At 72.7% G+C, this 25,411-nt stretch carries 20 protein-coding genes; 9 read left to right on the forward strand and 11 right to left on the reverse strand.

Annotated elements, in window-relative coordinates; translation table 11 throughout:
• Positions 1-131: 131 nt before the first annotated feature.
• Entirely contained in the window at positions 132-1,373 is a 1,242-nt protein-coding gene (locus EOE48_RS02790) for a hypothetical protein (protein WP_127727259.1), read from the reverse strand.
• Positions 1,374-1,655: 282 nt separating this feature from the next.
• On the opposite strand from EOE48_RS02790, the gene EOE48_RS30165 reads away from it, so the two are divergent.
• Positions 1,656-3,686, forward strand: coding sequence for a transglycosylase domain-containing protein (locus EOE48_RS30165; protein ID WP_127727260.1), 2,031 nt, complete (start codon positions 1,656-1,658; stop codon positions 3,684-3,686).
• A 142-nt stretch (positions 3,687-3,828) separates the two neighbouring features.
• Here the strand turns inward: EOE48_RS30165 and EOE48_RS02800 are convergent, their stop codons facing one another.
• A complete protein-coding gene (locus EOE48_RS02800; RefSeq protein WP_127727261.1) occupies positions 3,829-5,985 on the reverse strand; it encodes an acetate--CoA ligase family protein in 2,157 nt (718 codons plus the stop codon).
• Between the two features lie 410 nt (positions 5,986-6,395).
• Here EOE48_RS02800 and EOE48_RS29065 point away from each other — a divergent pair, with 410 nt between their 5' ends.
• The gene (locus EOE48_RS29065) at positions 6,396-6,848 is read left to right on the forward strand and encodes a MarR family winged helix-turn-helix transcriptional regulator (protein ID WP_187371302.1); all 453 of its coding nucleotides are present in this window, start codon (positions 6,396-6,398) and stop codon (positions 6,846-6,848) included.
• Positions 6,849-6,876: 28 nt separating this feature from the next.
• Here EOE48_RS29065 and EOE48_RS02810 read toward each other — a convergent pair whose 3' ends face one another.
• The 7 genes from EOE48_RS02810 to EOE48_RS02840 all read right to left on the reverse strand — a co-directional run bounded on the left by EOE48_RS02810 (position 6,877) and on the right by EOE48_RS02840 (position 13,943).
• The gene (locus EOE48_RS02810) at positions 6,877-7,869 is read right to left on the reverse strand and encodes a branched-chain amino acid ABC transporter permease (protein ID WP_127727262.1); all 993 of its coding nucleotides are present in this window, start codon (positions 7,867-7,869) and stop codon (positions 6,877-6,879) included.
• 30 nt (positions 7,870-7,899) lie between these two features.
• Complete coding sequence (locus EOE48_RS02815; protein WP_127727263.1) at positions 7,900-8,787, reverse strand: branched-chain amino acid ABC transporter permease; 888 nt, start codon at positions 8,785-8,787, stop codon at positions 7,900-7,902.
• 83 nt (positions 8,788-8,870) lie between these two features.
• Positions 8,871-10,076 (reverse strand): ABC transporter substrate-binding protein, encoded by a 1,206-nt coding sequence (locus EOE48_RS02820; protein WP_127727264.1) that lies wholly within the window; start codon positions 10,074-10,076, stop codon positions 8,871-8,873.
• A gap of 234 nt (positions 10,077-10,310) precedes the next feature.
• Entirely contained in the window at positions 10,311-11,060 is a 750-nt protein-coding gene (locus tag EOE48_RS02825) for an ABC transporter ATP-binding protein (protein WP_127727265.1), read from the reverse strand.
• Positions 11,053-11,772, reverse strand: coding sequence for an ABC transporter ATP-binding protein (locus EOE48_RS02830; RefSeq protein ID WP_246153920.1), 720 nt, complete (start codon positions 11,770-11,772; stop codon positions 11,053-11,055). Before EOE48_RS02830 ends, EOE48_RS02825 begins: the two co-directional genes overlap by 8 nt.
• A 227-nt stretch (positions 11,773-11,999) precedes the next feature.
• A complete protein-coding gene (locus EOE48_RS02835) occupies positions 12,000-13,241 on the reverse strand; it encodes an MFS transporter (RefSeq protein ID WP_127727267.1) in 1,242 nt (413 codons plus the stop codon).
• A gap of 156 nt (positions 13,242-13,397) precedes the next feature.
• Complete coding sequence (locus EOE48_RS02840; RefSeq protein WP_127727268.1) at positions 13,398-13,943, reverse strand: gamma-glutamylcyclotransferase; 546 nt, start codon at positions 13,941-13,943, stop codon at positions 13,398-13,400.
• Positions 13,944-14,075: 132 nt separating this feature from the next.
• Here EOE48_RS02840 and EOE48_RS02845 point away from each other — a divergent pair, with 132 nt between their 5' ends.
• Both EOE48_RS02845 and EOE48_RS02850 read left to right on the forward strand, forming a co-directional pair.
• On the forward strand, positions 14,076-15,182 hold the full coding sequence (locus tag EOE48_RS02845) for a DUF2125 domain-containing protein (RefSeq protein WP_246153921.1): 1,107 nt from the start codon (positions 14,076-14,078) through the stop codon (positions 15,180-15,182).
• A 48-nt stretch (positions 15,183-15,230) separates the two neighbouring features.
• A complete protein-coding gene (locus EOE48_RS02850; protein ID WP_127727270.1) occupies positions 15,231-17,078 on the forward strand; it encodes an aminopeptidase P family protein in 1,848 nt (615 codons plus the stop codon).
• Between the two features lie 4 nt (positions 17,079-17,082).
• Here the strand turns inward: EOE48_RS02850 and EOE48_RS02855 are convergent, their stop codons facing one another.
• Positions 17,083-18,681 carry a Dyp-type peroxidase gene (locus EOE48_RS02855; protein WP_127727271.1) on the reverse strand — a complete coding sequence of 533 codons (1,599 nt, stop codon included), beginning with the start codon at positions 18,679-18,681 and terminating at the stop codon, positions 17,083-17,085.
• 301 nt (positions 18,682-18,982) lie between these two features.
• On the opposite strand from EOE48_RS02855, the gene EOE48_RS02860 reads away from it, so the two are divergent.
• The 3 genes from EOE48_RS02860 to EOE48_RS29070 all read left to right on the forward strand — a co-directional run bounded on the left by EOE48_RS02860 (position 18,983) and on the right by EOE48_RS29070 (position 20,937).
• On the forward strand, positions 18,983-19,411 hold the full coding sequence (locus EOE48_RS02860) for a carboxymuconolactone decarboxylase family protein (RefSeq protein WP_127727272.1): 429 nt from the start codon (positions 18,983-18,985) through the stop codon (positions 19,409-19,411).
• A gap of 183 nt (positions 19,412-19,594) precedes the next feature.
• Positions 19,595-20,641: a hypothetical protein gene (locus EOE48_RS02865; RefSeq protein ID WP_127727273.1), complete on the forward strand. Its 1,047-nt coding sequence runs from the start codon at positions 19,595-19,597 to the stop codon at positions 20,639-20,641.
• Positions 20,642-20,685: 44 nt separating this feature from the next.
• Positions 20,686-20,937: a hypothetical protein gene (locus tag EOE48_RS29070; RefSeq protein WP_187371303.1), complete on the forward strand. Its 252-nt coding sequence runs from the start codon at positions 20,686-20,688 to the stop codon at positions 20,935-20,937.
• 409 nt (positions 20,938-21,346) lie between these two features.
• On the opposite strand, the gene EOE48_RS02870 is transcribed toward EOE48_RS29070, so the two are convergent.
• Positions 21,347-22,699 (reverse strand): NAD(P)H-dependent oxidoreductase, encoded by a 1,353-nt coding sequence (locus EOE48_RS02870; protein ID WP_127727274.1) that lies wholly within the window; start codon positions 22,697-22,699, stop codon positions 21,347-21,349.
• A gap of 212 nt (positions 22,700-22,911) precedes the next feature.
• On the opposite strand from EOE48_RS02870, the gene purL reads away from it, so the two are divergent.
• Complete coding sequence (gene purL / locus EOE48_RS02875) at positions 22,912-25,134, forward strand: phosphoribosylformylglycinamidine synthase subunit PurL (protein ID WP_127727275.1); 2,223 nt, start codon at positions 22,912-22,914, stop codon at positions 25,132-25,134.
• 14 nt (positions 25,135-25,148) lie between these two features.
• A complete protein-coding gene (locus EOE48_RS02880) occupies positions 25,149-25,385 on the forward strand; it encodes a BolA family protein (RefSeq protein WP_127727276.1) in 237 nt (78 codons plus the stop codon).
• The last annotated feature ends 26 nt before the right edge of the window (positions 25,386-25,411 follow it).

Raw genomic sequence — 25,411 nt, forward strand, 5'->3', positions numbered from 1 at the left:
CGCGCCGCGAGCCTACGGCATGGGGCCGGTGCCGCGCCACGGGAAGTTTGCGCAGGGATCCCGAGACGAGAAGGGGCCGCCGGCACTGCCGGCGGCCCCCCCCGGATGACGGACCTCGAAGGAGACGTGCGTCACATGCCCTTGGCGGAGCCGCGGCCGGTGTCGGACTTGCCCATCTCGGACTTGCCCGCGCCGGTCTCGGCGCCGCCCATGCCGCCCTGGCCCGCGCCGCCGCGGTTCATGCCACGGTCCATGCCGCCCTGGCCGCCGCGGGTGCTGCCGGTGGTGTCCGGCGCGCCGACGGCCGTGCCCTTGGCCTGATTCTCCTTGGCCTGAGCCGGGTTCTGCCCGGCGCGGTCCTCGCGGTTGCCGCCGGCCTGACGGCCGCGCTCGGCCTCCATGCCGCGCTCGCCGGTGCGGCCAGACATCTCGTTGCGGTTGCGCTCGGCGCCGCGGCCCTCCTCACGGCGCTCGCCGGTGCGGACCGAGTCGCGGGTGGTGCGGGACGACACGCTCTCGTCGCGGCGGATGTCGGTGCGGGTGCCGCCGCGGACGTTCACGCTGCCGGTGGTGGTGGTGCGCTCGCTGACGGTGAGGCGACGGTACTCGGGCGAGCCGTAGACGACGCGCTGGCCGCGCACGACGACGTACCGCTCGGGCCCGCTGCGCTCGCGGATGACGAGGCGGCGGTACTCGGGCGAGCCGACCCGGACCCGGCGGCCCTGGATCACCACGAACTGCGCCCGGCCGGCCCGGACGCCGCGGTTCTCGCGCCGCTCGACCACGATCAGGCGGCGATACTCCGGCGAGCCGTAGATCACGCGCTGGCCGGCGACCGTGACATAGCGGCGGCCGCCCACCACCGACACGTCGTCGTGGCGCACGCTGTCACGGACGCTGGTACGGGTGATGCGCTCGTCGCGGGTGCGCTCGCCGCCCCGGATCTCGCTGCGGCGGCCCTCGCGCGTCTCGCCCCGGGTCTCCCCGCGGCGCTCGCCCATGGCGGCGTCGCGGCGCCCGCGCGACTCACCGCGCTCATCGCCGCCGTTGCCGTCGCGGGCGGCCATGCCCTTGCCGTCGCGCATCCCGTCGGCCTTGCCGCCCTCGGCCTGACCGGGGCCGCGCTCGGCGTTCATCCGGGTGCGCTCGCCCTGCCCTCCGGCCGCGCCGGTCTCGGCCCGGTTGCCGGCGGTGCCGCGCTCCATTCCGCCGCGCCCGCCCTCGCCGGCACGGCCGCCCTCGGCCCCGCGCGACGAGGCTCCGCTGGCCGCGCCCGGCGCGCTGCCGCCCGGGGAACCGGCCCCGCCCGCACTCTGGGCGAACGCGGATGTGCTGATGAGCAGCGCCGCGAGACCAATCGTCAACCTGTTCATGAGGGCTCCCTCCCTATGTCCGATGATCGGCCCAAACGCCGACTGCCGACGTTGTGTTCCGGTTTTTTTCGACGACTACGTATTGCATTGCCGAAACGGCGAAGCTTATGGACAACCTCGGAGCCCTGGACTGTGCCTCGTCTTGAGAACCGGCCGCTCGGGACGACCTGCGCGGACCGAGCGGAACCGTTCCACGGGCCGCGACGTTGCTCGTCACCGTAGCCGTAAGGCGAGAGGCGGCGCGCGCCTGCGCGGGCCGTCCCCGGAGGTGACGCGCGCAGCATGACGGCCGAGACCCCACCGACCCCGACCGGACGCGACTGGCTCGACCTGAGCCGCCCGGCCGATCCCGTGCGCCCCGAGCCGGCCCCGTCCCCCGGGCCGGGCTGGGGCACCCGGCTGCGGCAGGGCGCGGCGAGGGTCGGCGGCGAGGCCCGCACGCGGCTGAGCGCCGGCGTCGCCGGGCATCTCGTGCCGCCGCTGCGGGCCGCCGGCCGCCATCCCGGCCTGAAGCGCGTCGCCGGCGGGATCGCTGTCGGCTCGGACCGGACCGCGGCCCTGCTCGCCCGGGTGCGCTGGGGGCGGGTCGCCGCCGCCCTCGCCCTCGTGGTCGCGCTGCCGGTCCTTGCCCTCCTCGGATGGGCCGCCGCGACGCTGCCGCCGCTGTCCGGCCCGAAGACCGCCGAGACCGCGCTGACCGTGCAGGCGCAGGATGGGGAGACCGTGGCGACGCGCCGGACCGGGGCCGGCCGGCCGCTCGCGGCCGACGCGATCGCTCCGGCGATGAGGCAAGCCATGGTGGCGGCCCAGGACCCGCACGCCTTCGAGCCGACCCGCCTCGACGGCTACGGGATCGTCTCCGTGATCCGCGGCGCCTTCCGCGACGAACTCGACCCGGCGCCGCGCGCGGGCAGCGTCCGGCTGACCCAGGCGCTGGTGCGCGACGACATCCTCGGCGGCGCCCGCGGCCTCGTGCCGTCGCTCCAGGAGGCGATGCTGGTGCTGTGGCTGGAGGCCCGCGAGAGCCGCGACGCGATCCTGACCCGGGCGCTCAACGCCGCCCGGTTCGGGCCCGACCTGACCGGCATCGACGCCGCCGCCCGCGGGGTGTTCGGCAAGGAGGCCGGCGCCCTGTCGCTCGCCGAATCCGCCGCCCTCGCCGGCCTGAGCGTGGCGCCCGCGACCCTGCGCCCGGACCGCGACGGGGCCGAGATGCAGGCGCGGGCCCGCCGCGTCCTCGACACCCTGGTGATGACCGGCACGGTCTCCCGCGCCCAGGCCGACGAGGCGCTCCGCGCGCTGCCGGGCCTCGCGGTGGCGGACGCCTCGGCGGCGACCCGCAGCGGCCTGCCCGATCTCGTCGCGGCCGCGGCCCGGGAGCGGGCCGGCGGCGCCCGCGACCTCGTGGTGCGGACCTCCCTCGATCGCGGGCTCCAGGCGGCGGCGGAAGGCGCGGTGGCGCGCCGCCTCGAAACCGGCGCGCGCCGGGCGGCCGCCCTGCTGGCGCTCGCCCCGGACGGCGCCGTGCTGGCGGCGGCCGGGGGCGCGCCGCTCGCCGGTCCCGCCGCCCTCGCGGCCGGCGAGGCGAGCCTGCGGCGGATCGAGCGCGACGGCCGTCCGGTCTACGACCGCATCCGGGCGGCCCCCCTGCCCGAGGGCGAGCAGCGGGCGGCGATGCTCGCCCTCCTGCCGGCGCTCGCCCGGCAGCCGGCGACGGCGGGCGCCCGCGACGGCTTCACCCTCGGCAGCCTCGACGGAATGCTGGTCGGGACCTGGTTCTCGGCCGAGGACGACCGCACGCCGGAGGCCGGCGCCGACGACGCCCCCGACGCCCTGTGGCGCGACTTCGCCGCCCAGGTCCAGGCGAGCCAGCCCCAGGCGGCCAAGGCCCCGGCCCAAGCCCAGGCGCCGGCCGGCCGGATGCGCCCGATGCCGGCCTCGGCCGAGGTGCGGGCGCCGTGGCAGAACCCCGAGATCAAGACCGCGAGCACGACGCCGCGGGCGCTGCGCGGGGTGCCGAAGGTGGTCGATACCGGCCGGCTGCGCCTCGACGGGCAAAGCGTGCGCCTCGCTGGCGTCGAGGGCCAGGGTGGCCGCCCGGCCCGCGAGTTCCGCCAGTACCTGCGCAAGCGCGAGGTCGAGTGCACCCCGGCCGGCGAACCCGAGACCTACCGCTGCCGGGCGGGGGTGCAGGACCTGTCGGAGGTGGTGCTGTTCAACGGCGCCGCCCGCGCGGCGGCGAACGCCCCGCCGGACCTCGCGGCCGCCGAGGCCAACGCCAAGTCGCGGGGGGCCGGGATCTGGCAGAATTGATACGCTTTTCGGACGACTCGTTCCGAAAAGCGTATCACCAGCCCGCGCGGCGCCTGAGCGAAGCCGATTTTCGCATCGCGAAGCGATTGCGCAGCAATCGCCGAGCGATCAATCGAAAATCGTATGAACCGGTGGCCCGGCGTCAGGCCGGATCCGCCAGGATCAGGGCGTCGAGGGCGACGACACCGTCCCCGGCCGGGTGGACCACCACCGGGTTGAGGTCGATCTCGCGGATCGCCGGGGTGCCGGCGAGGACCCGGCCGAGCACCACCACGAGGTCGACCACCGCCTCGACGTCGAGGGCCGGGCTGCCGCGCCAGCCGTCGAGCAGGGCCCCGGCGCGCAGTGCCCGCAGTTCCGCCGCGATGGCGGTGCGCGACAGGCCGGCCGGCAGCAGGCGCACGTCCTTCAGGATCTCCGCCTGCACCCCGCCGAACCCGACCAGGATGACGGCGCCCCAGTCGGGATCGTTGCGGGCGCCGACGATCAGCTCGGTGCCGCGCCGGCCCATCGCCTCGACCAGCACGCCGTCGAGCACCAGCCCCGGGACGTGCCGGGCGACCGCCTCGTGCATCGCGCCCCAGGCCCGCTCCAGCGCCGCCGCATCGGCGATGCCGAGGGCCACGCCGCCGGCGTCACTCTTATGCGGCAGTGCCGCCGCCTGCGCCTTCAGCGCCACCGGGTAGCCGAGGCGGGCGGCGGCGGCCTCGGCCTCGGCCACGCTCGCCGCGAAGGCGCCGGGCGGGAACGGCAGGCCGGCCGGCGCCAGCAGCGCCTTGGCGCGGTGCTCCGGGATCATGCCGCCCGCGGCCGGCAGCGCCAGCGCGATCGGGTCGGCGGCCTCGGCGCCGGTCTCCGCGCCGCGCCGCAGGGCGGCGAGCGCCCGGAAGGCCCGGTCGGGGGCGGGGAAGTACGGCACGCCGAGGGCGCGCAGGTCCGCGACGTAGTCCGGCGGCACGGCCGCGCCCTCGTCGAGGCCGGCGAACAGGACCGGCTTGCCGACCCCGAGCCCGCGCAACGCCGCGGTGATGGGAGAGAATTTCTGGGCGGCGGTCTCGGGATCGGTCTGGATGATGCCGAGGACGACGCTGCCGAAGCCCGGATCGGCGAGGATCGCCGCGAGGGCGCGGCGGTAGAGGTCGGGATCGACCAGCGTCTGGGCGGTGAGATCGAGGGGGTTCGAGACCGGGATGAAGTCCGGCATCGCGGCGCGCAAGGTCGCGGCGGCCTCGGGGCCGACGGCCGGCAGGTCGAGGCCGATCGCCTCGGCGAGGTCGAGGGCGAGCGCCTTGAACGCACCGGACTCGGTCAGGACCGCGGTGCCGCCGGCCGGCACCGGGCCGCAGCGGAACGCGATGTCGACGCAGTCGGCGAGCATCTCGAGCCCGTCGGCGACGACGAGCCCGGCCTGCTCCACCTTGGCCCGCATCAGCGCCCAGTCGCCCGCCATCGCGCCGGTATGGGTCGCGGCGGAGTCGCGGGCCGCGCTGCTGCGGCCGGGATGCAGCAGCACCACCGGCTTGCCGGCGGCCCGCGCCCGCTCGGCGGCGGCGAGGAAGCGGCGCGGCGCCCGGAACTGCTCGACCACCATCGCGATCACGCGGGTCGCGGGGTCGTCGACGAGGTGCTCGACGTAGTCCTCGACGCCGCTCGCCGCCTCGTTGCCGGTCGAGACCGAGAGGGTCAGCGGCAGCCCCTTGGCGCTCAGCATCGTGCCGAGCACCACCGCCATCGCGCCCGATTGCGACACGATGCCGACGCCGCCGGATTCCGGCACCGCCTGCGGCGCGCTCGCCACGAAGGTCAGGGGCACGCCCGCGGCGTAGTTGGTGAGCCCGAGGCAGTTCGGTCCCTCGATCACCATGCCGGTCTCGCGGGCGATCCGGGCGATCTCGACTTGGGCCGCCCTCCCCTCCTCGCCGCCCTCGGCGAAGCCGGCGGCGAAGATCACCGCGGCGCCGGCACCCCGCTCCGCCAGCGCCCGCACCGCGTCGAGCACCGCCGGTCCCGGGATCGCCAGCACTGCGGCGTCGATCCCCAGGGGCAGGTCGGCGACGCCGGGGACGCAGGCGCGGCCGCCGATGCGGTCGCGCTTCGGGTTGACCAGATGGATCTCGCCCGGGAAGCCGAACCGCTCCAGGTTGGCCAGCACCGAGGCGCCGAGGGCGCCGGGCTTGTCCGAGGCGCCGACGATGGCGATGGAGCGGGGCGCGAGGAGCCGCGCCAGGGCCGGACGGCGCCCGTCCCCGCCCCCGGTCTGCGCGGAGGCCCCGCGCGGTTCAGGCCCGCTCGCCGTCATCGTTCCACTCCCGGTCGGGTTATTGCTATGTTGTATAGCAATAGAGCACCGCAGGGCCGTGGGATCAAGCCTGTGCGTCGGGTCGCGGAGACGCCGCAGGCCCCCACGGTCATCCATGTCCGCTGGAACATCCTCCCCCTTTTTCCGGACGACTGGAACGCAGTGGAAGGAGATCCGGAATCCAGACGTCAGATGTGCCGCGAAGCGGCTCCGTGCGACGGCACGGCTGTTGAAGACGGACGCTTCGCGACTCCTTGTGCAGGATCCCGGATCTCCTTCCGCTGACGCTGCACTCGTCCGGGAAAGGGGGAGAGTGGCCGGGCGCTGTCGTTGCGCCCCCCCGCGATCGGTGCTTAGAGGGCGCCCTCCGGCAGCGCAGCCGCTTCCCAACGACACGGACCCCCGACGTCATGCCCGAGGACGACACGCCGCTGGTCAACCCGATGGAGGCGCGGCTGGGCTACCAGTTGCGGCGGGCCTCGGCGGCGCTGATGGCGGGGCTCGCCGAGGCGCTGGTGCCGCTCGACCTGCGCATCACCGAGGCGACGGTGCTGATGGTGCTGGCGGAGAACCGGAACGCGACCCAGAGCGCGCTCGGGCGGCTGCTCGGGATCAAGCGGGCCAACATGGCGCCGCTGGTGGCGCGGCTCGCGGCCCGCGGCCTCATCGACCGGGCGCCGGTCGACCGGCGCTCGCACGGCCTGCACCTCACGCGAGAGGGCGAGCGGCTCGCCGCGGCGGCGTTCCGCGCCACGGCCGAGTACGACGGACGGTTCTTCGGCGGCGACCCGGACCCGGAGGAGCTGCGCGCCCGGCTCCAGGTGCTGTGGGGCGCCGGGGCGCCCGAGGACGGCGACGAGTAGGGCGGAGCCGGCGGCCCCGCCCCAGGGATCAGAGCGGCTTCTTGAGCAGGCGGGCGAACAGCCCGACGATGCCCTCGCGGAACAGCAGCACGCAGACCACGAACACGACGCCCTGGATGATCGTCACCCAGGCGCCGAACTGCGCGAGGTAGTTCTCCATCGCGATGATGACGAAGGCGCCGAGGATCGGGCCGAACACAGTGCCCATGCCGCCGACCAGCGTCATCAGCACGACCTCGCCCGACATCGACCAGTGCACGTCGGTGAGCGAGGCGAGCTGGAATACGATCGCCTTGGTCGAGCCGGCGAGGCCGGCGAGCGTCGCCGAGAGCACGAACACCGCGAGCTTGTACTGGTTGGCGCGGTAGCCCAGCGAGATCGCGCGGGGCTCGTTGTCGCGGATCGCCTTGAGCACCTGGCCGAACGGCGAGTGGATGATGCGGTAGATCAGCGCCAGCCCGGCGAAGAAGATCACCGCCACGAGGACGTACAGCACCCGGTCGTCGGCGAGGCTGATGACCCCGAACAGGTGGCCGCGCGGCACCGCCTGGATGCCGTCCTCGCCGCCGGTGAATTTTGCTTGCAGCGAGAAGAAGAACACCATCTGGGCGAGCGCCAGGGTGATCATCGAGAAGTAGATGCCCTGGCGCCGGATCGCCAGCGCCCCGAACACGAGGCCGAGCAGGGCCGCCGTGACCGTGCCAATGACGACCGCGATCTCGGGCGTCACGCCCCAGGTCTTGGCGGCGTAGGCGCACAGGTAGCTCGCCATGCCGAAGTAGGCGGCGTGGCCGAACGACAGCAGGCCGCCGTAGCCGAGCAGCAGGTTGAAGGCCAGCGCGAACAGCGCGAAGCACAGCACCTTCATCAGGAACACGGGGTAGAGGACGAAGGGCAGCACGACGAGCATCACGGCGATGCCGATGAACACGCGGCGGTGCAGGGCGCGGGCGTCGCGGCTCTCCGGCAGGCCGGTGGTGGCGATCGGGGCGGCGTCGGCGGCCGCGGCGGAATGGGCCATCTCGGGCGGTCCTCGGAAAGGGGGTCGGGATCAGGCGGTGCGGCCGAACAGGCCGGCGGGCTTCACCAGCAGCACCAGCACCATGATGACGAAGATCACGGTCGAGGACGCCTCGGGATAGAAGACCTTGGTGAGCCCCTCGATCAGCCCGAGGGTGAAGCCGGTGACGATCGAGCCGAGGATCGAGCCCATGCCGCCGATCACCACGACCGCGAACACCACGATGATGATGTCGGCGCCCATGTTCGGGTTGACCGAGTAGACGGGGGCGGCGAGCACGCCCGCGAAGGCGGCGAGCGCGACGCCGAAGCCGTAGGTGAGGGTGAGCAGCAGCGGCACGTTCACGCCGAAGGCCTGGACGAGGGTCGGGTTCTCGGTCGCGGCGCGGAGATACGCGCCGAGCTTGGTCTTCTCGATGACGAGCCAGGTCGCGATGCAGACGACGAGCGAGGCGACCACGACCCAGCCGCGGTAGTTCGGCAGGAACATGAACGGCAGGCGCTGGCCGCCCGACAGCTCGGAGGGGATGGCGTAGGGCAGGCCCGAGACGCCGTACTCGTTGCGGAACAGGCCCTGGATGATGAGGGCGAGGCCGAAGGTGAGCAGCAGGCCGTAGAGGTGGTCGAGCTTGTAGAGCCGCGCGATCAGCAGCCGCTCCAGGATCACCCCGAAGAGGCCGACGATGATCGGAGCGAGGATCAGCGCCCACCAATAGCCGAGGCCGGCGTAGTTCAGCAGCATCCAGGCGACGAAGGCGCCCATCATGTACTGGGCGCCGTGGGTGAAGTTGATGATGTTGAGCAGCCCGAAGATGATCGCCAGCCCCAGCGACAGGATGGCGTAGAACGAGCCGTTGATGAGGCCGAGCAGGAGCTGGCCGAAGAGCGCCTGCATGGGGACGCCGAGGATGGTGATCATGGCAAGTCAACGACTCGGTGCGGGGCTGCGGCGAGGGCCGGGGCGGCGCGCGCCGTCCCGGCCGGAGCATTCGGGAAAAAAGCTCAGTTCTTGGCGACGAGCGGGCAGTTGCCCTCGTTCAGCGGGCGGAACGCCTCGGCGGCCGGAATGGTCGCCAGGGTCTTGTAGAGGTCCCAGGGGTTCTTCGACTCGCCGGGCTTCTTGACCTCGAACAGGTACATGTCGTGGATCTTGCGGCCGTCGGGGCGGATCGTGCCCTTGCCGAACAGCGGATCGTCGGTCGGCAGTTCCTTCATCTTGGCGACCACCTTGGTGCCGTCGCCGGACTCCTTCAGCGCCTCGACCGCCTTGAGGTAGTGCAGCACGCTGGCGTAGACGCCGGCCTGCACCGCGGTCGGCTTCTTGCCGCCCGACAGCTTGGCGAAGCGGTCCGAGAAGGCCCGGGTGCCGTCGTTGAGGTCCCAGTAGAACGGCTCGGTGAAGACGAGGCCCTGCGCCACCTTCGGGGTCAGGGCGTGGACGTCGGAGGAGAAGATCAGCAGCCCGGCGAGCGCCTGCCCGCCCTCGGTGATGCCGAACTCCGCCGCCTGCTTGATCGCGTTGATGGTGTCGCCGCCGGCATTGGCGAGCCCGATCACCTTCGCCTTCGACGCCTGGGCCTGGAGCAGGAACGACGAGAAGTCGGAGGTCGGGAACGGGGTCTTGACCGAGCCGACGACCTTGCCGCCGTTCTTGGTCACCACCGCGGTGGTGTCGCGCTGGAGCGCCTGGCCGAAGGCGTAGTCGGCGGTGAGGAAGTACCAGGTGTCGCCGCCGCGCTTGACCATCGCGCTGCCAGTGCCGTTGGCGAGCGCCACCGTGTCGTAGGTCCAGTGCACCGTGGTCGGGGCGCATTGCGGGCCGGTGAGGTCGGCGGTGCCGGCGCCGGAATCGATGAACGCCTTGTTCTTCTCGCGCGAGACCTGGGCGACCGCCAGCGCGACCGAGGAGGTCGGCACGTCGAAGATCGCGTCGACGCCGTCGCGGTCGTACCATTGCCGGGCGAGCGAGGCGCCGACGTCGGGCTTGTTCTGGTGGTCGGCCGAGACGATCTCGACCTTCAGGCCCTTGTCGGCGGCCTTGAAGTCCTCGACCGCCATGCGGGCGGCGACGACCGAGCCCTCGCCCGACAGGTCGGCGTAGACGCCCGAGCGGTCGTTGAGCACGCCGATCTTCACCGGCGTCTGCGCCAGGGCGGTGCCGGCGGCGAGCGCACCGAGCGCGGTCGCGAGGAGAAGTCGTGTCAGCATCGGTTTCCTCCGGTCCTGCCGCCGCACCGGGGCGGAGGACGTTGGGTCGGGCCGTGGGGGAGCCGCCGGTTCGTCACGCCGAACCGGCGGCCGGGGCGGAGGGGCGGCGCGGCCGAGCCCGGCGCGGCGCCGCGGCCGCACCGGCTCCAGGCCGCCCGGCGGAGCGGCCGGCTGCGTGACCGTGGGGTCCGCGTCCGGCCCGGCGCCCGGACCGGGGGGTCCGGGCGCCGCCATTCAGACACCGAGATAGGTGTGGAGCTTGTCGATGTTGGCATCGAGCTCGGCGTTGGGGATCATGTCGATCACCCGGCCCTGCTCGACCACGAAGTGCCGGTCGGCCACGGTCTGGGCGAAGCGGAAGTTCTGCTCCACCAGCACGATCGTGTAGCCCTCGGTCTTCAGCCGGGCGAGCGTGCGGCCGATCTGCTGCACGATGACCGGGGCGAGGCCCTCGGTCGGCTCGTCGAGCAGGATCAGCTTGGCGCCCGTCCTCAGGATGCGCCCGATGGCGAGCATCTGCTGCTCGCCGCCCGACAGCTTGGTGCCCTGGCTGCCCGAGCGCTCCTTGAGGTTCGGGAACAGGGTGTAGATCTGCTCGACGGTCATGCCGCCGGGCTTCACCCGCGGCGGCAGCATCAGGTTCTCGTAGACCGACAGGCTCGAGAAGATGCCGCGCTCCTCCGGCACGTAGCCGAGGCCGAGCTTGGCGATGTTGCGCGAGGCCATGCCGATGGTCTCCTGACCATCGTAGCGGATCGAGCCCTTGCGCTTGCCGAGGATGCCGATGATCGCGCGCAGGGTCGTGGTCTTGCCGGCGCCGTTGCGGCCGAGCAGCGTCACCACCTCGCCGGGCCGCACGTCGAAGGAGATGCCGTGCAGCACGTGGCTCTCGCCGTACCAGCCTTCGAGGCCCTGCACGGAGAGCAGCGGGGCGGCGCCGGCCGCGGCCGGCGCGCCCGGCCTCGTCATCACCGCCTCAGCCATGACCGGCTCCGATATACGCTTCGATCACGCGGGGATCCTTCGACACGGTGGCGTAGTCGCCCTCGGCCAGCACCTGCCCGCGGGCGAGCACGGTGATGCGGTCGGAGAGCGAGGCGACCACCGAGAGGTTGTGCTCGACCATCAGGATGGTGCGGTTCTGCGACACCCGGCGGATCAGCGCCGCGGTGCGGTCGACGTCCTCGTGGCCCATGCCGGCCATCGGCTCGTCGAGGAGCAGCATCTCGGGCTCCAGCGCCAGGGTCGTGGCGATCTCGAGCGCGCGCTTGCGGCCGTAAGACAGCTCGACCGCCGGGATGTCGGAGAAGCTCGTCAGGCCGACCGCCTCCACAAGGGCGAGCGCCTCGTCGTTGAGCTGCCGCAGCACCGTCTCGGAGCGCCAGAAATCGAACGAGTCGCCGCGCTTGCGCCGCTGGAGGGCGATGCGGACGTTCTCCTTCACGGTGAGGTGCGGGAACACCGCCGAGATCTGGAACGAGCGCACGAGGCCGAGCCGCGCCACGTCGGCGGGTTTCATCCTGGTGATGTCGCGGCCGTTGTAGCGGATCGTGCCGGCGGTCGGCGTCAGGAACTTGGTGAGCAGGTTGAAGCAGGTGGTCTTGCCGGCGCCGTTCGGGCCGATCAGGGCGTGGATCGTGCCGCGCTTCACCTGGAGGGCGACGCCGTTCACGGCCCGGAAGCCCTTGAACTCCATCGTCAGCCCCTCCGTCGCCAGGACGATGTCCGGCGCGGACGACCCTTCTTTGACGGCTGTGGTCGGTTGGACCATCGCGGCGCTTCACCCTTGCATTTATTGGACCGCGCTTATGCGCGTTCGGCATGGGCGAAACAGCACAGCGGCCGTGCGGGTGTCAACTCGCCGTTGTGCTTATGGCGGAGTGACGCCCGCCTCCGGCTCTGCAAGGCTGGGGAGGGCCTCCCTCAGGTCGTGGCCGCCTCGGCGCCGGTGCCGCAGGGCTCGCCGGCCGCTCCCGTCCCGCCCGGCGCGCAGCTCTCCTCCAGCCACCACGCGAGGGCGAGCGCCGCCGCGGCCGGCACCGCCAGGATCAGGAAGGTCCAGGTCCAGCCGAGATGGATCGCCAGCAGGCCGCCGAACCAGCCCGAGAGCGCCCCGCCGATGCCCTGCACCGCCGCCACCGAGCCGAGCGCGGTCTGGGTCCGGCCCGAGCCCCAGGTGAGGTCGGCGACCACCACCGGCACCGCGACCCCGATCACCCCCGAGGCGACGCCGTCGAGGATCTGGGCCGAGATCAGCCAGAGCGGGTCGGCGACCAGGGCCGAGAGCACCGCGCGCACCGGCAGCACCGCGCAGGCGACGACGAGGAGCAGGCGCCGGCCGCGGCGGTCGGCGAGGGAGCCGGAGAACAGCGCCACCGGGATCATCACGAGTTGCGCCACCATGACGTAGCGGGCGGTCCAGCCGGTGCCGTCCTGGCCCGAGGCGACGAGCTTCTGGCCGATGAGGCTCAGCATCGAGCCGTTGGACAGGCTGAACAGGGCGAGGGCCGCCGACAGGATCAGCAGGCGGCGATCGGAGAGCACCGCGAGGATCGCCGAGCGCTGCGGCGCGTCGTCCGCGTCGTCCTCCTTCCAGCCGGCCGCCCGGCGCCGGTTGAAGGCGCCCGCCGGCGTGGTCGCGGCGGCGACGATCGCGGCGGCGGCGAGCAGGCCGAGGACCCAGAACGCGATGCTCGGGCCGACATGCGGCGTGCCGAAGCCGATGACCAGGGCCGCGCCGAGGATGCCGACGTGGTTGTAGGCCTGGTTGCGGCCCTGCTGGCGCGGGAACGCCTGCTTGCCGACCATGCCGAGGGTGAGGAAGGCGACCGCCGGCACCACCAGCGTGCCGCCGAGCGCCGCGACGAACTGCGCCGCCAGCACGGCGGGAAAGGAGCGCGCCGGCAGCAGCGCCAGCGTGCCGGCGAGGATCGCCCCGCAGGCGACGGCGAGCAGCAGCCGCGGCCGCGCCAGCCGGTCGACGAGGGCGCCCATCGGGCCGCTCAGGCCCAGCGTCGCGAAGCCGACGAGGGTGGTGACGAGGCCGACCTGGCTCGGCCCCCACTGCGCCGCCTGCGCCAGCCAGGTGCCGAGGAAGGGGCCGAGCCCGCCCTGGATGTCGCCGACGAAGACGTTGATGAGGGCGAGGTGGGTGGTGGGGGTCATCAACGCGGGGCGACTCCGTTGCGCGGCGGCCGGGATGCGGCCCCCTTGGCGGCGGCTCCTTGGCGGCGGTTCCTTGGCGGCCGCCGCGAGGTTGGGGACCAACGCGCCTGAACCGGGAATGATCGCCTCGGGCCCCGTCGGAGGGCCGGCGCCCGCCTACGGGCTCGGCACCGCGCAGGCGGCCGCGACCCGGGCGAGGAGCGGATCGGCGATGCCGAGGGCCACCAGCCGGTCGTGGGTGTGGCGGACGTAGTCTGGGTTCGGGCCGGACCGGCCGAGGCCCTGGCGCACGAGGCGCAGCAGGTCGGCCTCCGGCAGGCGGCCGGCATATTGCGGGTGGGTGCGGTCGACGAGATAGGTCACCGCCTCGATCCGGCGGCCGTCGTCGAGGGTGACGCCGAGGCGCCGCTCGACATAGACCGCCGTCACCTGCTCGCGCGCCCGCAGGTACGCGAGGGTCTCGCCGGCGGCCGCGGCGGCGACCCGGAACGCCATGCCGCGGCAGCTTCCGCCGCGGTCGAGCCCGAGGACGAGGCCGGGCCGCTCCGGCGTGCCGCGATGGACGTGGGACAGGACGCAGAGCGAGCGGTGGTAGCCGCGCAGCCGCCCCGGCCGCTCCTCGACGAACGGGAAGCCCGGCCGCCACATCAGCGAGCCGTAGCCGAACACCCACAGATCCGCCGGCGCGCCGCCCGCCTCCACGTCCGTCCTCCCGGAATCGGCGATCGGGAGCCGGCCGCCCCGGCCCGCCCGTCTCGCTCTCCTTGCCGGCCGCGGCCGGTAGCAGCTACGGGGAGGCGATTCAATCGGGCGAGGGATCAGGGGATGGATCGCATGACCTCACCGCCGGAGACGGCCGCGGGCCGCAAGCCGGGCCTGCGGCTCGGCCTGTTCGTGCCGTTCGGGCTGTTGGTGCTGGTGGCCGCCTTGTGGACCGGCGGGTGGTTCTGGGCCCGGGCCAAGGCGGCGCAGGAGACCGACGCCTGGATCGCCCGCGAGGCCGCCGCCGGCCGGACCTGGACCTGCGCCGACCGCGCGATCGGCGGCTATCCCTTCCGGCTCGAACTGCGCTGCGCGGCCCTGCGCTTCGCGCGCTCCGACGTCGCCTTCTCGGTCGGGCCGGTGGTGGCGGTGGCACAGGTCTACCAGCCGCGCCACGTCATCCTGGAGGCGACCGGGCCGTTCCACGTCGAGCAGGACGGCCGGATCGGCGACGCGACCTGGACCGGGCTGGAGGGCAGCCTGCACCTCACCGGCGACGGCTTCCAGCGCGCCTCGCTGGTGGTCGACGGCCTCAAGGGGCAGGTCTCCGGCGCGGTGCCGCGGCCGGTCGCCTTCACCGCCGACCATCTCGAACTGCACGCCCGGCCGACCCCCGGCCGCTTCGAGGGCGACGGCGCGATCGACCTCAGCACCCGGGTCGCCCGGGCGGGCGTGCCGCTGCTCGACCCGATCCTCGGCGGCAGCGAGCCGGCCGACATCGCCCTCGACGCCACGGTGACGCGGGCGACGGGGTTCCGCACCCGGCCGCTGCCGGTGGAGATGGAGGCGTGGCGCGCCGCCGGCGGCGAGGTCGAGCTGACGAAGCTGTCGCTGGCCAAGGGCGACCGCCGGGTCCAGGCCGAGGGCACCGTCGCGCTCGATCCCGAGCACCGGCCCGCCGGCCGGTTCGAGGTCCGCACCGCCGGGCTCGAAGGCGTGATCGCCCCGCTGATCGGCGCCCAGCTCGGCAGCCGGCTCGGCGGCAACGGCGCGGCGCTCGTCGGCAACCTCGTCGGCCAGTTCCTCGGCGGCGGCCGGCGCCAGGAGCCGGAGGCGCCGGCCCGGCCGGGCACCGACGAGGGCCGCCTGCGGCCACTGCCGACGGTGCGGCTCGCCGACGGGCGGGTGATGGTCGGCCCGTTCGCGATCCCGAACGTCCGGCTCGACCCGCTGTACTGACCCGGCCCGGGATTGCCGGGCCGGAGGGCGGGGCGTAACGCTTGGGCCATGACGCACACGGCCCCGCCCCCCTCCTCCGCCCGCTTCCAGAGCTTCGAGGATCCCGGCCACCGGGAGGGCGCGGCCCGCATCGGCGCCCTGCGCGCCGCCCTGGCCCAGCGGGGGCTGGCCGGCTTCGTGGTGCCGCGGGCCGACGAGCACCAGTCGGAATACGTGCCGCCCCACGCCGAGCGCCTCGCGTGGCTCACCGGCTTCACCGGCTCGGCCGGCACCGCGATCGTGCTGGGCGACCGCGCCGCCCTGGTGGTCGACGGGCGCTACACCCTCCAGGCGGCCGAGCAGGTCGACACCGCGCTCGTCACCCCGGTGCCGCTGGCCGAGACGACGCCGGAGGCGTGGATCGAGGCCAACCTGCCGCCCGGCGGGGTGCTGGCCTACGATCCGTGGCTGCACACCCCGGACGGCCTCGCCAAGCTGGAACGGGCGGCCGCGGCGGCGGGCGGGCGGCTGGAACCCCAGAACCTCAACCTCGTCGACCTGATCTGGGTCGATCGGCCGGGCGCGCCGCGCGCCCCGGTGGTGCCGCAGCCCGACGCGCTGGCGGGCGAGACCGCCGCCGACAAGATCGGGCGGGTGCGCGAGGCGCTGGCCAGGGCGAAGCTCGACGCCCTGGTGGTCTCGGACCCGCACAACCTCGCCTGGACGTTCAACCTGCGCGGCGGCGACGTCGCCCACACGCCGATCCCCCTCGGCTACGCGCTCCTGCCGCGGGAGGGGATGCCGGTGCTGTTCCTCGATCCCGGCAAGCCGACGCCGGAGGCGCAGGCGGCGCTGTCCGGCCTCGCCGAGGTCGCGGCCCCCGACGCCCTGACGGCGCGGCTCGACGCCCTCGGCAGCGCCGGCGCGACGGTGCGCCTCGACGCGGCGACCGGCGCGGTGGCGCTGCGCCGCCGGATCGAGGCGGCGGGCGGGCGCGTCGATGTCGGGCCCGACCCGATCACCGCGATGAAGGCGGTGAAGAACGCCGCCGAGATCGCCGGCAGCCGCGCCGCCCACCGCCGCGACGGCGCCGCCATGACCCGGTTCCTCGCCTGGCTCGCCGGCGAGGCGCCCGGCGGCGCGGTCAGCGAGATCGCGGCGGTCGCCCGCCTCGAAGCGTTCCGGGCCGAGGCGGGCGACCTGCGCGACGTGTCGTTCCCGACCATCTCGGGCAGCGGCCCCAACGGCGCGATCGTGCATTACCGGGTGACCCGGGCCAGCGACCGGAGGCTCGCCCCGGGCGAGCTGTTCCTCGTCGATTCCGGCGCGCAGTACCCGGACGGCACCACCGATATCACCCGCACCGTCGCGGTCGGCGCGCCGACCGACGAGATGCGCGACCGCTACACCCGGGTCCTGCGCGGGCACATCGCGATCGCGACCGCGGTGTTTCCCCGCGGCACGACCGGCGCCCAGATCGACGGCTTCGCCCGCCGGCCGCTGTGGGAGGCCGGGCTCGACTTCGACCACGGCACCGGCCACGGCGTCGGGGCGTTCCTGTCGGTGCACGAGGGGCCGCAGCGCATCGCCAAGACCGGCCACGTCGCGCTCCAGCCCGGGATGATCGTCTCGAACGAACCGGGCTACTACCGGGCGGGGGCCTACGGCATCCGGCTGGAGAACCTCGTGCTGGTCGAGGAGCGCGCGGTGGCGGGCGGCGAACGGCCGATGCTCGGCTTCGCGACGCTGACCCTGGCGCCGTTCGACCGCGCGCTGATCGATCCCGGCCTGCTCGGTCCGGCCGAGGCGGCGTGGCTCGACGCCTACCACGCCCGGGTGCGCGAGGAACTGTCGCCGCTCCTCGACGCCGCGACCCGCGACTGGCTCGAGGGCGCGACGGCGCCGCTCGGCGGCTGAGGGCTCAGGTGCGGGCCTCGGCCCGTCCCTTGCGCTCGGCCGAGGCGGTCACGGTCGCGGGGCCCGGCTCCGACAGGGCCGTGCGCAGGGCGAAGATCGACGGCATGAAGAAGTACGCCGCCGCGTCCGGGACCACGAACGGGTTCGGCATGGCGAGCGTCGAGCGCCGGGATCCGAACGGGTAGTTCGGGACCGGCTCGTCCATCTCGCGGGCGCCCGACGCCTGACCGATGATCGGGTCGTGGCCGGGCTCGACGGCCTCGTCGGATCCCGGTCGCGTCTGGTCGAACAGGAAGCCCGGGGCGTTGCTCCAGTCCTTCTGGATGAACTCGAACTGCTCGACGATCGAGGTCTGGTAGCAGACGAACAACAGGCCGCGCTCAGCCGCGCTGGTGCCGGATTCGGCCTCGGCCTCGGTCACCTCGGGCCCGAACGGGATCCCGGCGCGCATGATGCGGTGGGTCTGCACCACGCCCTCGCCGTTCGGGATCAGGCGGGCGAGGTCGTCGCGCGGATAGGTCTTGCGGATATGGGCCGCGTAGGGGCAGCGGCGCTGGTGCGGGTCGGACCCGAACTCGAAGTCGTTGTTGAGCAGCGGCGCGCCGCCGATCGCGGGCTCGTCCTGGAGCGGCGCGATCATCACCGGCGCCCCGCTCTTCCAGCGGCCGACCATGCGGGCGCCGAGCAGCGCCGGATCGAGACCGAGCGCCTCGCCCCGCTCGTCCAGGAAGGCGTCGAATTCCGGGACGAGCTGCTTCAGGCGCCGGAACACCATGTAGGAGCCGTCGCGCATCCAGGCCTGCGGCAGGCCGGGCGGGTCGCCGGGCTCGGTGAAGGGTTTCTCCGGATCCTGCACGGGATAGCCGAACACGAACTCCCCCGGCCACAGCAGGTCCTGGCCCGGGGCGCCCTGGTCGCCGTCGGCCGGGTTCTGGTTCGGGGTCAGCCCGCGCACGCCCGGATTGGAGATGCCGTCCCGGAAGCCGAAATGCTCGTGGCCGCGCTCGGGCCGGACCCGGCCGGTCTCCTCGTGGACGATCGAGATCGATCCGCCGGCCAGGGCCAGCACGTCGTCGCGCTTCTCCACGAGGAGGGGATGGACGGCATCCTTGCAGTCCAGCGGGCCGGTGAGAAGGAACACGCCGTCGATCCCGCCATCGGCGAAGCCGGGCTTCCACGCCAGCGTGCCGTCCTGGCCGGCCGGGTCGTTCAGGTCGGCGGCGCGGGCGGCGGCGCCGGCCATGAACGACGGGTCCATGCCGTCGGCACCCCCCTCCCCGACCAGGGCGCCGAGGCCCTGGTGCGTGAAGCCGAGATTGAAGCCGACGAACGGCAGCCGCTCCAGGTCGCCCGCCTCCTTGGCGGCCGCGATCTGCAACTCGCGCGAGCGGACGGCCTCGGTCGTCGTGACGAGATCGGCGAGATGGTCCCGGACCACCCGCTTGAACGCATCCGCATCCTCGATCCGGAAGAAGATGAAGAATTCGACGTCCTTCTGCAGCCCGATCAGCACGTCGCCCTGAATCTCGGACCGCCGTAGCTGGACCGACCGGTCGATCTTCGATGCGATGACAGCCGAGAATCCAGGAACCGATGCGCTCATCGCAGCCTCCCCTACGGTTCTTCGAATTTTGCCGTGTGCAGGCAAGTGCTATCGTCGGCGCCATCGCCCGGCAAGCCGCTGCCGATGTCCACTCGGCACTACCTCCCCGGAGTTACTTGGAAGCGACGACGCGATGTCGATCCGGCTCTCCCGTTCGTCCCGGCGCCGGCCGACGAGCGGCGAAGGGTCGGCACTGCGACTTCGCCGGCGCGATCGAACAGCCGTGGATGACTGTCCCCACCCCCTCGACGGGATGCGCCGTTCGCGGAAAGGTCGGCGCGAGCACGACGGGAGATTCGGGATGGCGACGGCGCGGCTGTGGAGCGACGAGGAGGCGGCGGCCGAGCCGCGGGTGAAGGCGGTGTTCGACGACATCCGCGCCACCCGCGGGAACCCGTTCGTCAACAACTTCTGGCGCGGCCTCGCCAACCAGCCGGCGGTGCTGGAGCGGACCTGGGCGAGCCTGAAGGTGGTGATGGCCGGCGGCGCCCTCGATGCCCTGACCAAGGAGATGATCTACATCGCGGTCTCGACCGCCAACGGCTGCGGCTACTGCGTCCACTCCCACACCGCCGCCGCCCGGGCCAAGGGCATGACCGACGCTCAGCACGGCGAGTTGCTCGCGGTGATCGGCATGGCGGCCAAGACCAACGCCCTCGTGACCGCGATGCAGGTGCCGGTCGATCCCGAGTTCCAGGTCGGGACGGGCTCGGAACGCCGCGGCGGATGAGGCGGCGCCACCTGCGCGGCCGCCCGAAAGTATTAACGAAACATTAATTTCGCCGTCGTTCCGGTGTTGCTCGCGGGCAACCTTTCGGCGGACAAAATTTTTCTGCGCCGGGAGCCGTTGTCAGCCGGAAACCGTCCGTTAAGCATCGTGCCATTGCGGGACCGCAGGATTCAGTCTGGCGCCATGCGAGTGTTCATCGTCCTGTCGGCCAGCCTCGCCGTCGCCTCCTGCAACCTGTCGCCCTACCACTTCCAGGAGCCCGACAAGGTCCTGGGCATGGGGCCGAAGATCTCGGACGTGGTGAAGTCGATCCGCTGCGAGGTCACGACCTTCCTGGTCGAGAACAAGCTGCGCAGCAGCTACGTGTCGCCGCTGTTCGCGCAGGTCCAGGCCGACACCAAGCGCGGCGTCGACCACCTCGTCGCGGACAGGATCGAGACGATCCGGCAGTTCCCCTACATCGACATCGACTCGCGCCAGCTCGGCTTCCTGAACGTCGACCTCCAGAACATCGACTCGCTGTCGATGACCCTCGGCTACACGCGCGAGAAGCCGTCGCTCGCCTCGAAGGCCGGACGCATCGACCTGGAGGGCTCACTCGGACGCGGCCTCGGCGGGTCGCTGACGCAGACGAAGGTGTCCGAGTTCATCCACTCCTACGCCATCCTGCAGAACGGCGATCTCGGCCCGGTCCAGTCGTACTCGCCGCGCGGCGAGACGCCGCCGGCCGCGGCGAAGTTCTCGACGGTCTACAACGCCCACCCGCAGGCGGACGAGCGCTTCTACTGCTACAAGTCCCTGTTCAAGAGCCGGAGCCGGACGCTCCTCGACGCAATCCAGGAGGTCCAGCACCTCGTCGCGAGCGATCCGGGCTGGGAGGAATACGAGAACTTCACCCGCGTCCGGGTCGGCGGGCGGACCCTCGCGCAATGGCTGCAGGATTCCGCCACGGAGATGACCGCCAACGAGAAGACCGTCTACCCGACCGCCGAGAACCTGCTCGTCGGCCAGCTCACCTACTCGTTCACGCTCCACGTCAGCCCGGAATTCAACGGAAACTATTCATTGATCTCAGGATTCATCAACCCTCTCGGGGTGAATTTCGACACTTCGACCGATCAGGTCAACACTTACACAATCAGCCTCAATACAAAGTACGCCGCACAGGTCCTGAGCGCGGCCACGGCCAACACCTGCTTTAGCGGCGCGTTCGGGCCGGCCTGCCCCTGAGCGGGACGCCGCGCGTCCCGCCCCCTCGTGCGAGACGTGCGACCATGCTCTCCAAGCTCCTCATCCCCGAGCTCCTCCTCGGCGGCGTCCTCGTCGCGACCGCCGCCGGCGCCGCCCGGGCCCAGCACGCCCCGCCGCCCCTGCAGCCCGCCCTGCCGCCCTCCGCGACGACGGTCCACACGATGCCCTCGCGGCTCGGCTACCTGACGATCTCGACCTCCAACCAGGGCCGGGATTCGGCGGTGAAGACCTTCAAGGAAGGTTCGCAGCAGCCGGACATCTCGACGACCGACTGAGGGCCTGCTTGACTCGTGATCTAAAGAAAAAGCGCCGCTTTCCCGGGCGCATGCAGCGCCAGCGGAATGTGACCCGGGATCCAGCACAAGACGTCGCGAAGCGTCCGAATCTCTGCAACGTTGCAGAATATGGAGCCGCTTCGCGGCACACCTGACGTCTGGATCCCGGATCTCCTTCCGCTTCGCTTCAGTCGTGTAGGCCCATTCGGGCCCGGAAAGGGGTGCTTCGCGCGGCAAATACTGAGCAGACTCGCGTTGGCACACCAACGCTTCGTCTGCTTAGATTCTTGATTTTTCGCAAATTTTTGTCGCAAAATCGGCTACCACTTTTGCGAAATCTGCTTAGGGTCAGGCACTCGAACAGACTCTGAGAGCGGCCGGCGTCGGCCCGGCGCCGGCCGCGGCCCGGTCAGCCGCCCGCCTCCCCCCGGAACAGCGCCTCCATCTCGCGCCGGAAGCGGATCGCCGGCCTGTCGGGGTCGAACGCCACGTCGTCCCACGAGACCGGCCGGCCGGCGGCGACCGGGCGGGTCAGGACGAGGTCGTGGGCGAGCCCGATCGGCAGGCCGCCCGCCCTCAGCGAATCGGCCGCCGGCATCAGCCGGCCGTAGACGGTGTGGCCGCCCTCGCCGTCGAGGCGCTCGCCCGCCGACAGGTCGCGCTTGGCCGTCGCCACCACGTCGCCGGAGAAGCCCCGGGTGGTGCCGGTCGGCTCGCCCCGCACCACGACGCTCGCCACCGACAGGCCGAGTTCGAGCCCGATCAGATGATAGGGCTTGTACATCGCGCTGTAGCGCCCGGTGGAATCGGTCTTCAGCCCGTACTCGGCAAAGCAGCGCCGGACGTAGTCGGACGGCGCCTCGAACGTGACGTAGACGCCCCAGCGCAGGTCGCGGAACACCGGCCGGCCGTCGCGCTCCAGCGACGACACCACCTCGACGGTGCCCGACCGGGACAGGATGCCGCCGTCCTCCCGCGGCCGCAGCACGCCCGGCAGGTCGTCGACGCCGCAAGGCGGGAAGGCGAGCCCGTCCGGGGCCGGGTCGAGCCCGCAGGCATTGGCCACCGCCGCCATCTCCAGCGCCGACTTGGTGCCGTCGAGGAAGGAGTTGAACATCTGCGGGTTGAAGTCGCCGCCGGCGACCTGCTCCTCGCTGAAGCCGTAATGGCGCCACACCGTGTCGGGGGTCGAGGCGTGGTAGACCGGCAGGTACTTGGTGCCCTTGCCGGCGCAGACGACGTGGAAGCCGGCGGTGCGGGCCCAGTCGACCAGCTCGGCGATCAGGGCCGGCTGGTCGCCGTAGGCGAACGAGTACAGCACCCCGGCCTCCGCCGCCCTTCGGGCGAGGAGCGGCCCGGCCAGCGCGTCGGCCTCGACGTTGACCATCACGACGTGCTTGCCGTGCGCGAAGGCGTGGAGCGCGTGGCGGATGCCGACCCCGGGATTGCCGGTCGCCTCGACGATCACGTCGATACCGTCGCCGGCGGTCAGCGCCGCGGCATCCTCGGTGATGAACGTGGCGCCGGTGCGCATCGCCTCGGCGAGCGAGCGGGCGCTGCTGCGCTCCGCCGGCCAGCCGATCCGGGCGACCGCCTGCCGGGCGCGCTCCGGATCGAGGTCGGCGATGCCGGCGACGTGCAGGCCGGGGGTGCGCGGCCCCTGCGACAGGAACATCGAGCCGAACTTGCCGGCGCCGATGACTCCGACCCGGACCGGGTTGCCGGCCTCGGCCCGGGCGGCGAGCTTCTGCGACAGGCTCACGCGGGCCCCCCCGTCGGCACGGTTCGCGGATGATGGGTCATGGCGTGTCTCCTCCCGTCCCGCGGGCTTGCCGCCGCAGTCGTCGGTTCATCCGATCCTCCCGGATCCCGAGCCGGCCGTAAACCCAAGGTGTCACCCCGCGGTTGCCTTCGCGCCCGTTCCGGCTTTAAGCGCAGGGCCAGACAGCCCCGCCGCCCGCCCGAGACCGCCGCATGATCCGCAACGACGTCTCCATCACCCCCGACCTCGTGCGCCAGCACGGCCTCACCGAGGACGAGTACGCCCGCTTCGTCGGGCTGATCGGACGCGAGCCGACGATCACCGAGCTCGGCATCGTCTCGGCGATGTGGAACGAGCACTGCTCCTACAAGTCGTCGCGGCTGCACCTCAAGAAGCTGCCGGTCTCGGCGCCGTGGGTGATCCAGGGCCCGGGCGAGAATGCCGGCGTCATCGACATCGGCGACGGGCTCGCCTGCGTGTTCAAGATGGAGAGCCACAACCACCCGAGCTTCATCGAGCCCTACCAGGGCGCGGCGACCGGGGTCGGCGGCATCCTGCGCGACGTGTTCACCATGGGCGCGCGGCCGATCGCGGCGCTCAACGCCCTGCGGTTCGGCGCGCCCGACCATCCCCGCACCCGCCACCTCGTCGGCGGCGTCTCGGCCGGCATCGCCGGCTACGGCAACTCGTTCGGCGTGCCGACGGTCGGCGGCTCGGTCGGCTTCCACAAGCGCTACGACGGCAACATCCTGGTCAACGCGATGGCGGTCGGCCTCGCGCGGGCCGACGCGATCTTCTACGCCGCCGCGACCGGGGTCGGGAACCCGATCGTCTATCTCGGCTCGAAGACCGGCCGCGACGGCATCCACGGCGCCACCATGGCGTCGGCGGCCTTCGACGACGCCTCGGAGGAGAAGCGCCCGACCGTGCAGGTCGGCGACCCCTTCGCGGAGAAGCTGCTGCTCGAGGCCTGCCTCGAACTGATGGCGTCCGGCGCCGTCATCGCGATCCAGGACATGGGCGCGGCCGGCCTGACCTGCTCGGCGGTCGAGATGGGCGCCAAGGGCAATCTCGGAGTCGAGCTGAACCTCGACGCGGTGCCGACCCGCGAGCCCGGCATGACCGCCTACGAGATGATGCTCTCCGAGAGCCAGGAGCGCATGCTGATGGTGCTCAAGCCCGGCATGGAGGCGGAGGCGCAAGCCATCTTCGTCAAGTGGGGCCTCGACTTCGCGATCATCGGGCACACCACCGACACCCTGCGCTTCGTCATCAAGCACGGCGGCGAGACGGTCGCCGACCTGCCGATCAAGGAACTCGGCGACGAGGCGCCGCTCTACGACCGGCCCCACCGCGCCAACACCCACCAGCCGGTGCTCAAGGCCGAGGACGTGGCGGCGCCGGTGCGCAACGTCGACGCGCTGAAGACCCTCGTCGCCTCGCCCGACCTGTCGTCGAAGCGCTGGGTGTGGGAGCAGTACGACCACTTCATCCTCGGCAACACCGTGCAGAAGCCCGGCGGCGACGCCGCGGTGGTGCGGGTCGAGGACGGCCCGAAGGGGCTGGCCATGACCACCGACGTGACCCCGCGCTACTGCGAGGCCGACCCGGTCGAGGGCGGCAAGCAGGCGGTGGCGGAAGCTTGGCGCAACATCACGGCGGTCGGCGGCCGTCCCCTCGCCGTCACCGACAACCTCAACTTCGGCAACCCGGAGAAGCCGGAGGTGATGGGCCAGTTCGTCGGCTGCCTCCAGGGCATCGGCGAGGCGTGCCGGGCGCTCGACTTCCCGATCGTCTCGGGCAACGTCTCGCTCTACAACGAGACCAACGGCGTCGGCATCCTGCCGACCCCGACCATCGGCGGCGTCGGCGTGGTCGACGACGTGGCGAGGATCGCGACGCTCGCCCTCAAGCGCGAGGGCGACGCGCTGGTGCTGATCGGCGCCACGCGAGGGTGGCTCGGCCAGTCGGTCTACCTCGCCGAGATCTGCGGCCGCGAGGAGGGCGCCCCGCCCCCGGTGGACCTCGCGGTCGAGCGCAGGAACGGCGACTTCGTGCGCGGGCTCATCACGTCGGGCCTCGTCGACACCGTCCACGACCTCTCGGACGGGGGCCTCGCGGTGGCGCTGGCCGAGATGGCGATGGCCGGCGGCATCGGCGCGGCGCTGCCGGAATGCCCGTTCGCGATCCCCTGCCACGCCTACCTGTTCGGCGAGGACCAGGGCCGCTACCTGCTCGCGGTCGATCCCGAGACGGTGCCGGACCTGCTCTACAGCGCCTCGGCCCAGGGCATCGACGCGGCGGTGGTCGGCGTCACCGGTTCGGATTCGTTGACCCTGCCGGGCGACGAAACCATATCGGTGAGCGCCCTGCGCGCCACCCACGAATCCTGGCTGCCGGACTACATGGCCGCCTCCGCCGACGCCGCGGCCTGAGCTGGAGAACCCCGATGCCGATGGATGCGCGCGAGATCGAGTCGATGATCCGCGAAGCCCTGCCCGACGCGACGGTCGAGATCCGCGACCTCGCCGGCGACGGCGACCACTACGCCGCGACCGTGGTGTCGGCGGCGTTCAAGGGCAAGTCGCGGGTGCAGCAGCACCAGATGGTCTACGGCGCCCTCCAGGGCCGGATGGGCGGCGTGCTGCACGCGCTTGCCCTGACCACGGGCGTGCCGCAGGATTAGCCGACCGATCACGCCGAGGCGTCGCA

The sequence above is a fragment of the Methylobacterium oryzihabitans genome (assembly GCF_004004555.2).
Lineage (GTDB): Bacteria > Pseudomonadota > Alphaproteobacteria > Rhizobiales > Beijerinckiaceae > Methylobacterium > Methylobacterium oryzihabitans.

Bases quoted from the DNA above. Each gene is read 5' to 3' on its own strand.
- EOE48_RS02790 (WP_127727259.1), bottom strand. From the start codon at position 1,373: ATGAACAGGTTGACGATTGGTCTCGCGGCGCTGCTCATCAGCACATCC.
- EOE48_RS30165 (WP_127727260.1), top strand. From the start codon at position 1,656: ATGACGGCCGAGACCCCACCGACCCCGACCGGACGCGACTGGCTCGAC.
- EOE48_RS02800 (WP_127727261.1), bottom strand. From the start codon at position 5,985: ATGACGGCGAGCGGGCCTGAACCGCGCGGGGCCTCCGCGCAGACCGGG.
- EOE48_RS29065 (WP_187371302.1), top strand. From the start codon at position 6,396: ATGCCCGAGGACGACACGCCGCTGGTCAACCCGATGGAGGCGCGGCTG.
- EOE48_RS02810 (WP_127727262.1), bottom strand. From the start codon at position 7,869: ATGGCCCATTCCGCCGCGGCCGCCGACGCCGCCCCGATCGCCACCACC.
- EOE48_RS02815 (WP_127727263.1), bottom strand. From the start codon at position 8,787: ATGATCACCATCCTCGGCGTCCCCATGCAGGCGCTCTTCGGCCAGCTC.
- EOE48_RS02820 (WP_127727264.1), bottom strand. From the start codon at position 10,076: ATGCTGACACGACTTCTCCTCGCGACCGCGCTCGGTGCGCTCGCCGCC.
- EOE48_RS02825 (WP_127727265.1), bottom strand. From the start codon at position 11,060: ATGGCTGAGGCGGTGATGACGAGGCCGGGCGCGCCGGCCGCGGCCGGC.
- EOE48_RS02830 (WP_246153920.1), bottom strand. From the start codon at position 11,772: ATGGAGTTCAAGGGCTTCCGGGCCGTGAACGGCGTCGCCCTCCAGGTG.
- EOE48_RS02835 (WP_127727267.1), bottom strand. From the start codon at position 13,241: ATGACCCCCACCACCCACCTCGCCCTCATCAACGTCTTCGTCGGCGAC.
- EOE48_RS02845 (WP_246153921.1), top strand. From the start codon at position 14,076: ATGACCTCACCGCCGGAGACGGCCGCGGGCCGCAAGCCGGGCCTGCGG.
- EOE48_RS02850 (WP_127727270.1), top strand. From the start codon at position 15,231: ATGACGCACACGGCCCCGCCCCCCTCCTCCGCCCGCTTCCAGAGCTTC.
- EOE48_RS02855 (WP_127727271.1), bottom strand. From the start codon at position 18,681: ATGAGCGCATCGGTTCCTGGATTCTCGGCTGTCATCGCATCGAAGATC.
- EOE48_RS02860 (WP_127727272.1), top strand. From the start codon at position 18,983: ATGGCGACGGCGCGGCTGTGGAGCGACGAGGAGGCGGCGGCCGAGCCG.
- EOE48_RS02865 (WP_127727273.1), top strand. From the start codon at position 19,595: ATGCGAGTGTTCATCGTCCTGTCGGCCAGCCTCGCCGTCGCCTCCTGC.
- EOE48_RS29070 (WP_187371303.1), top strand. From the start codon at position 20,686: ATGCTCTCCAAGCTCCTCATCCCCGAGCTCCTCCTCGGCGGCGTCCTC.
- purL (WP_127727275.1), top strand. From the start codon at position 22,912: ATGATCCGCAACGACGTCTCCATCACCCCCGACCTCGTGCGCCAGCAC.
- EOE48_RS02880 (WP_127727276.1), top strand. From the start codon at position 25,149: ATGCCGATGGATGCGCGCGAGATCGAGTCGATGATCCGCGAAGCCCTG.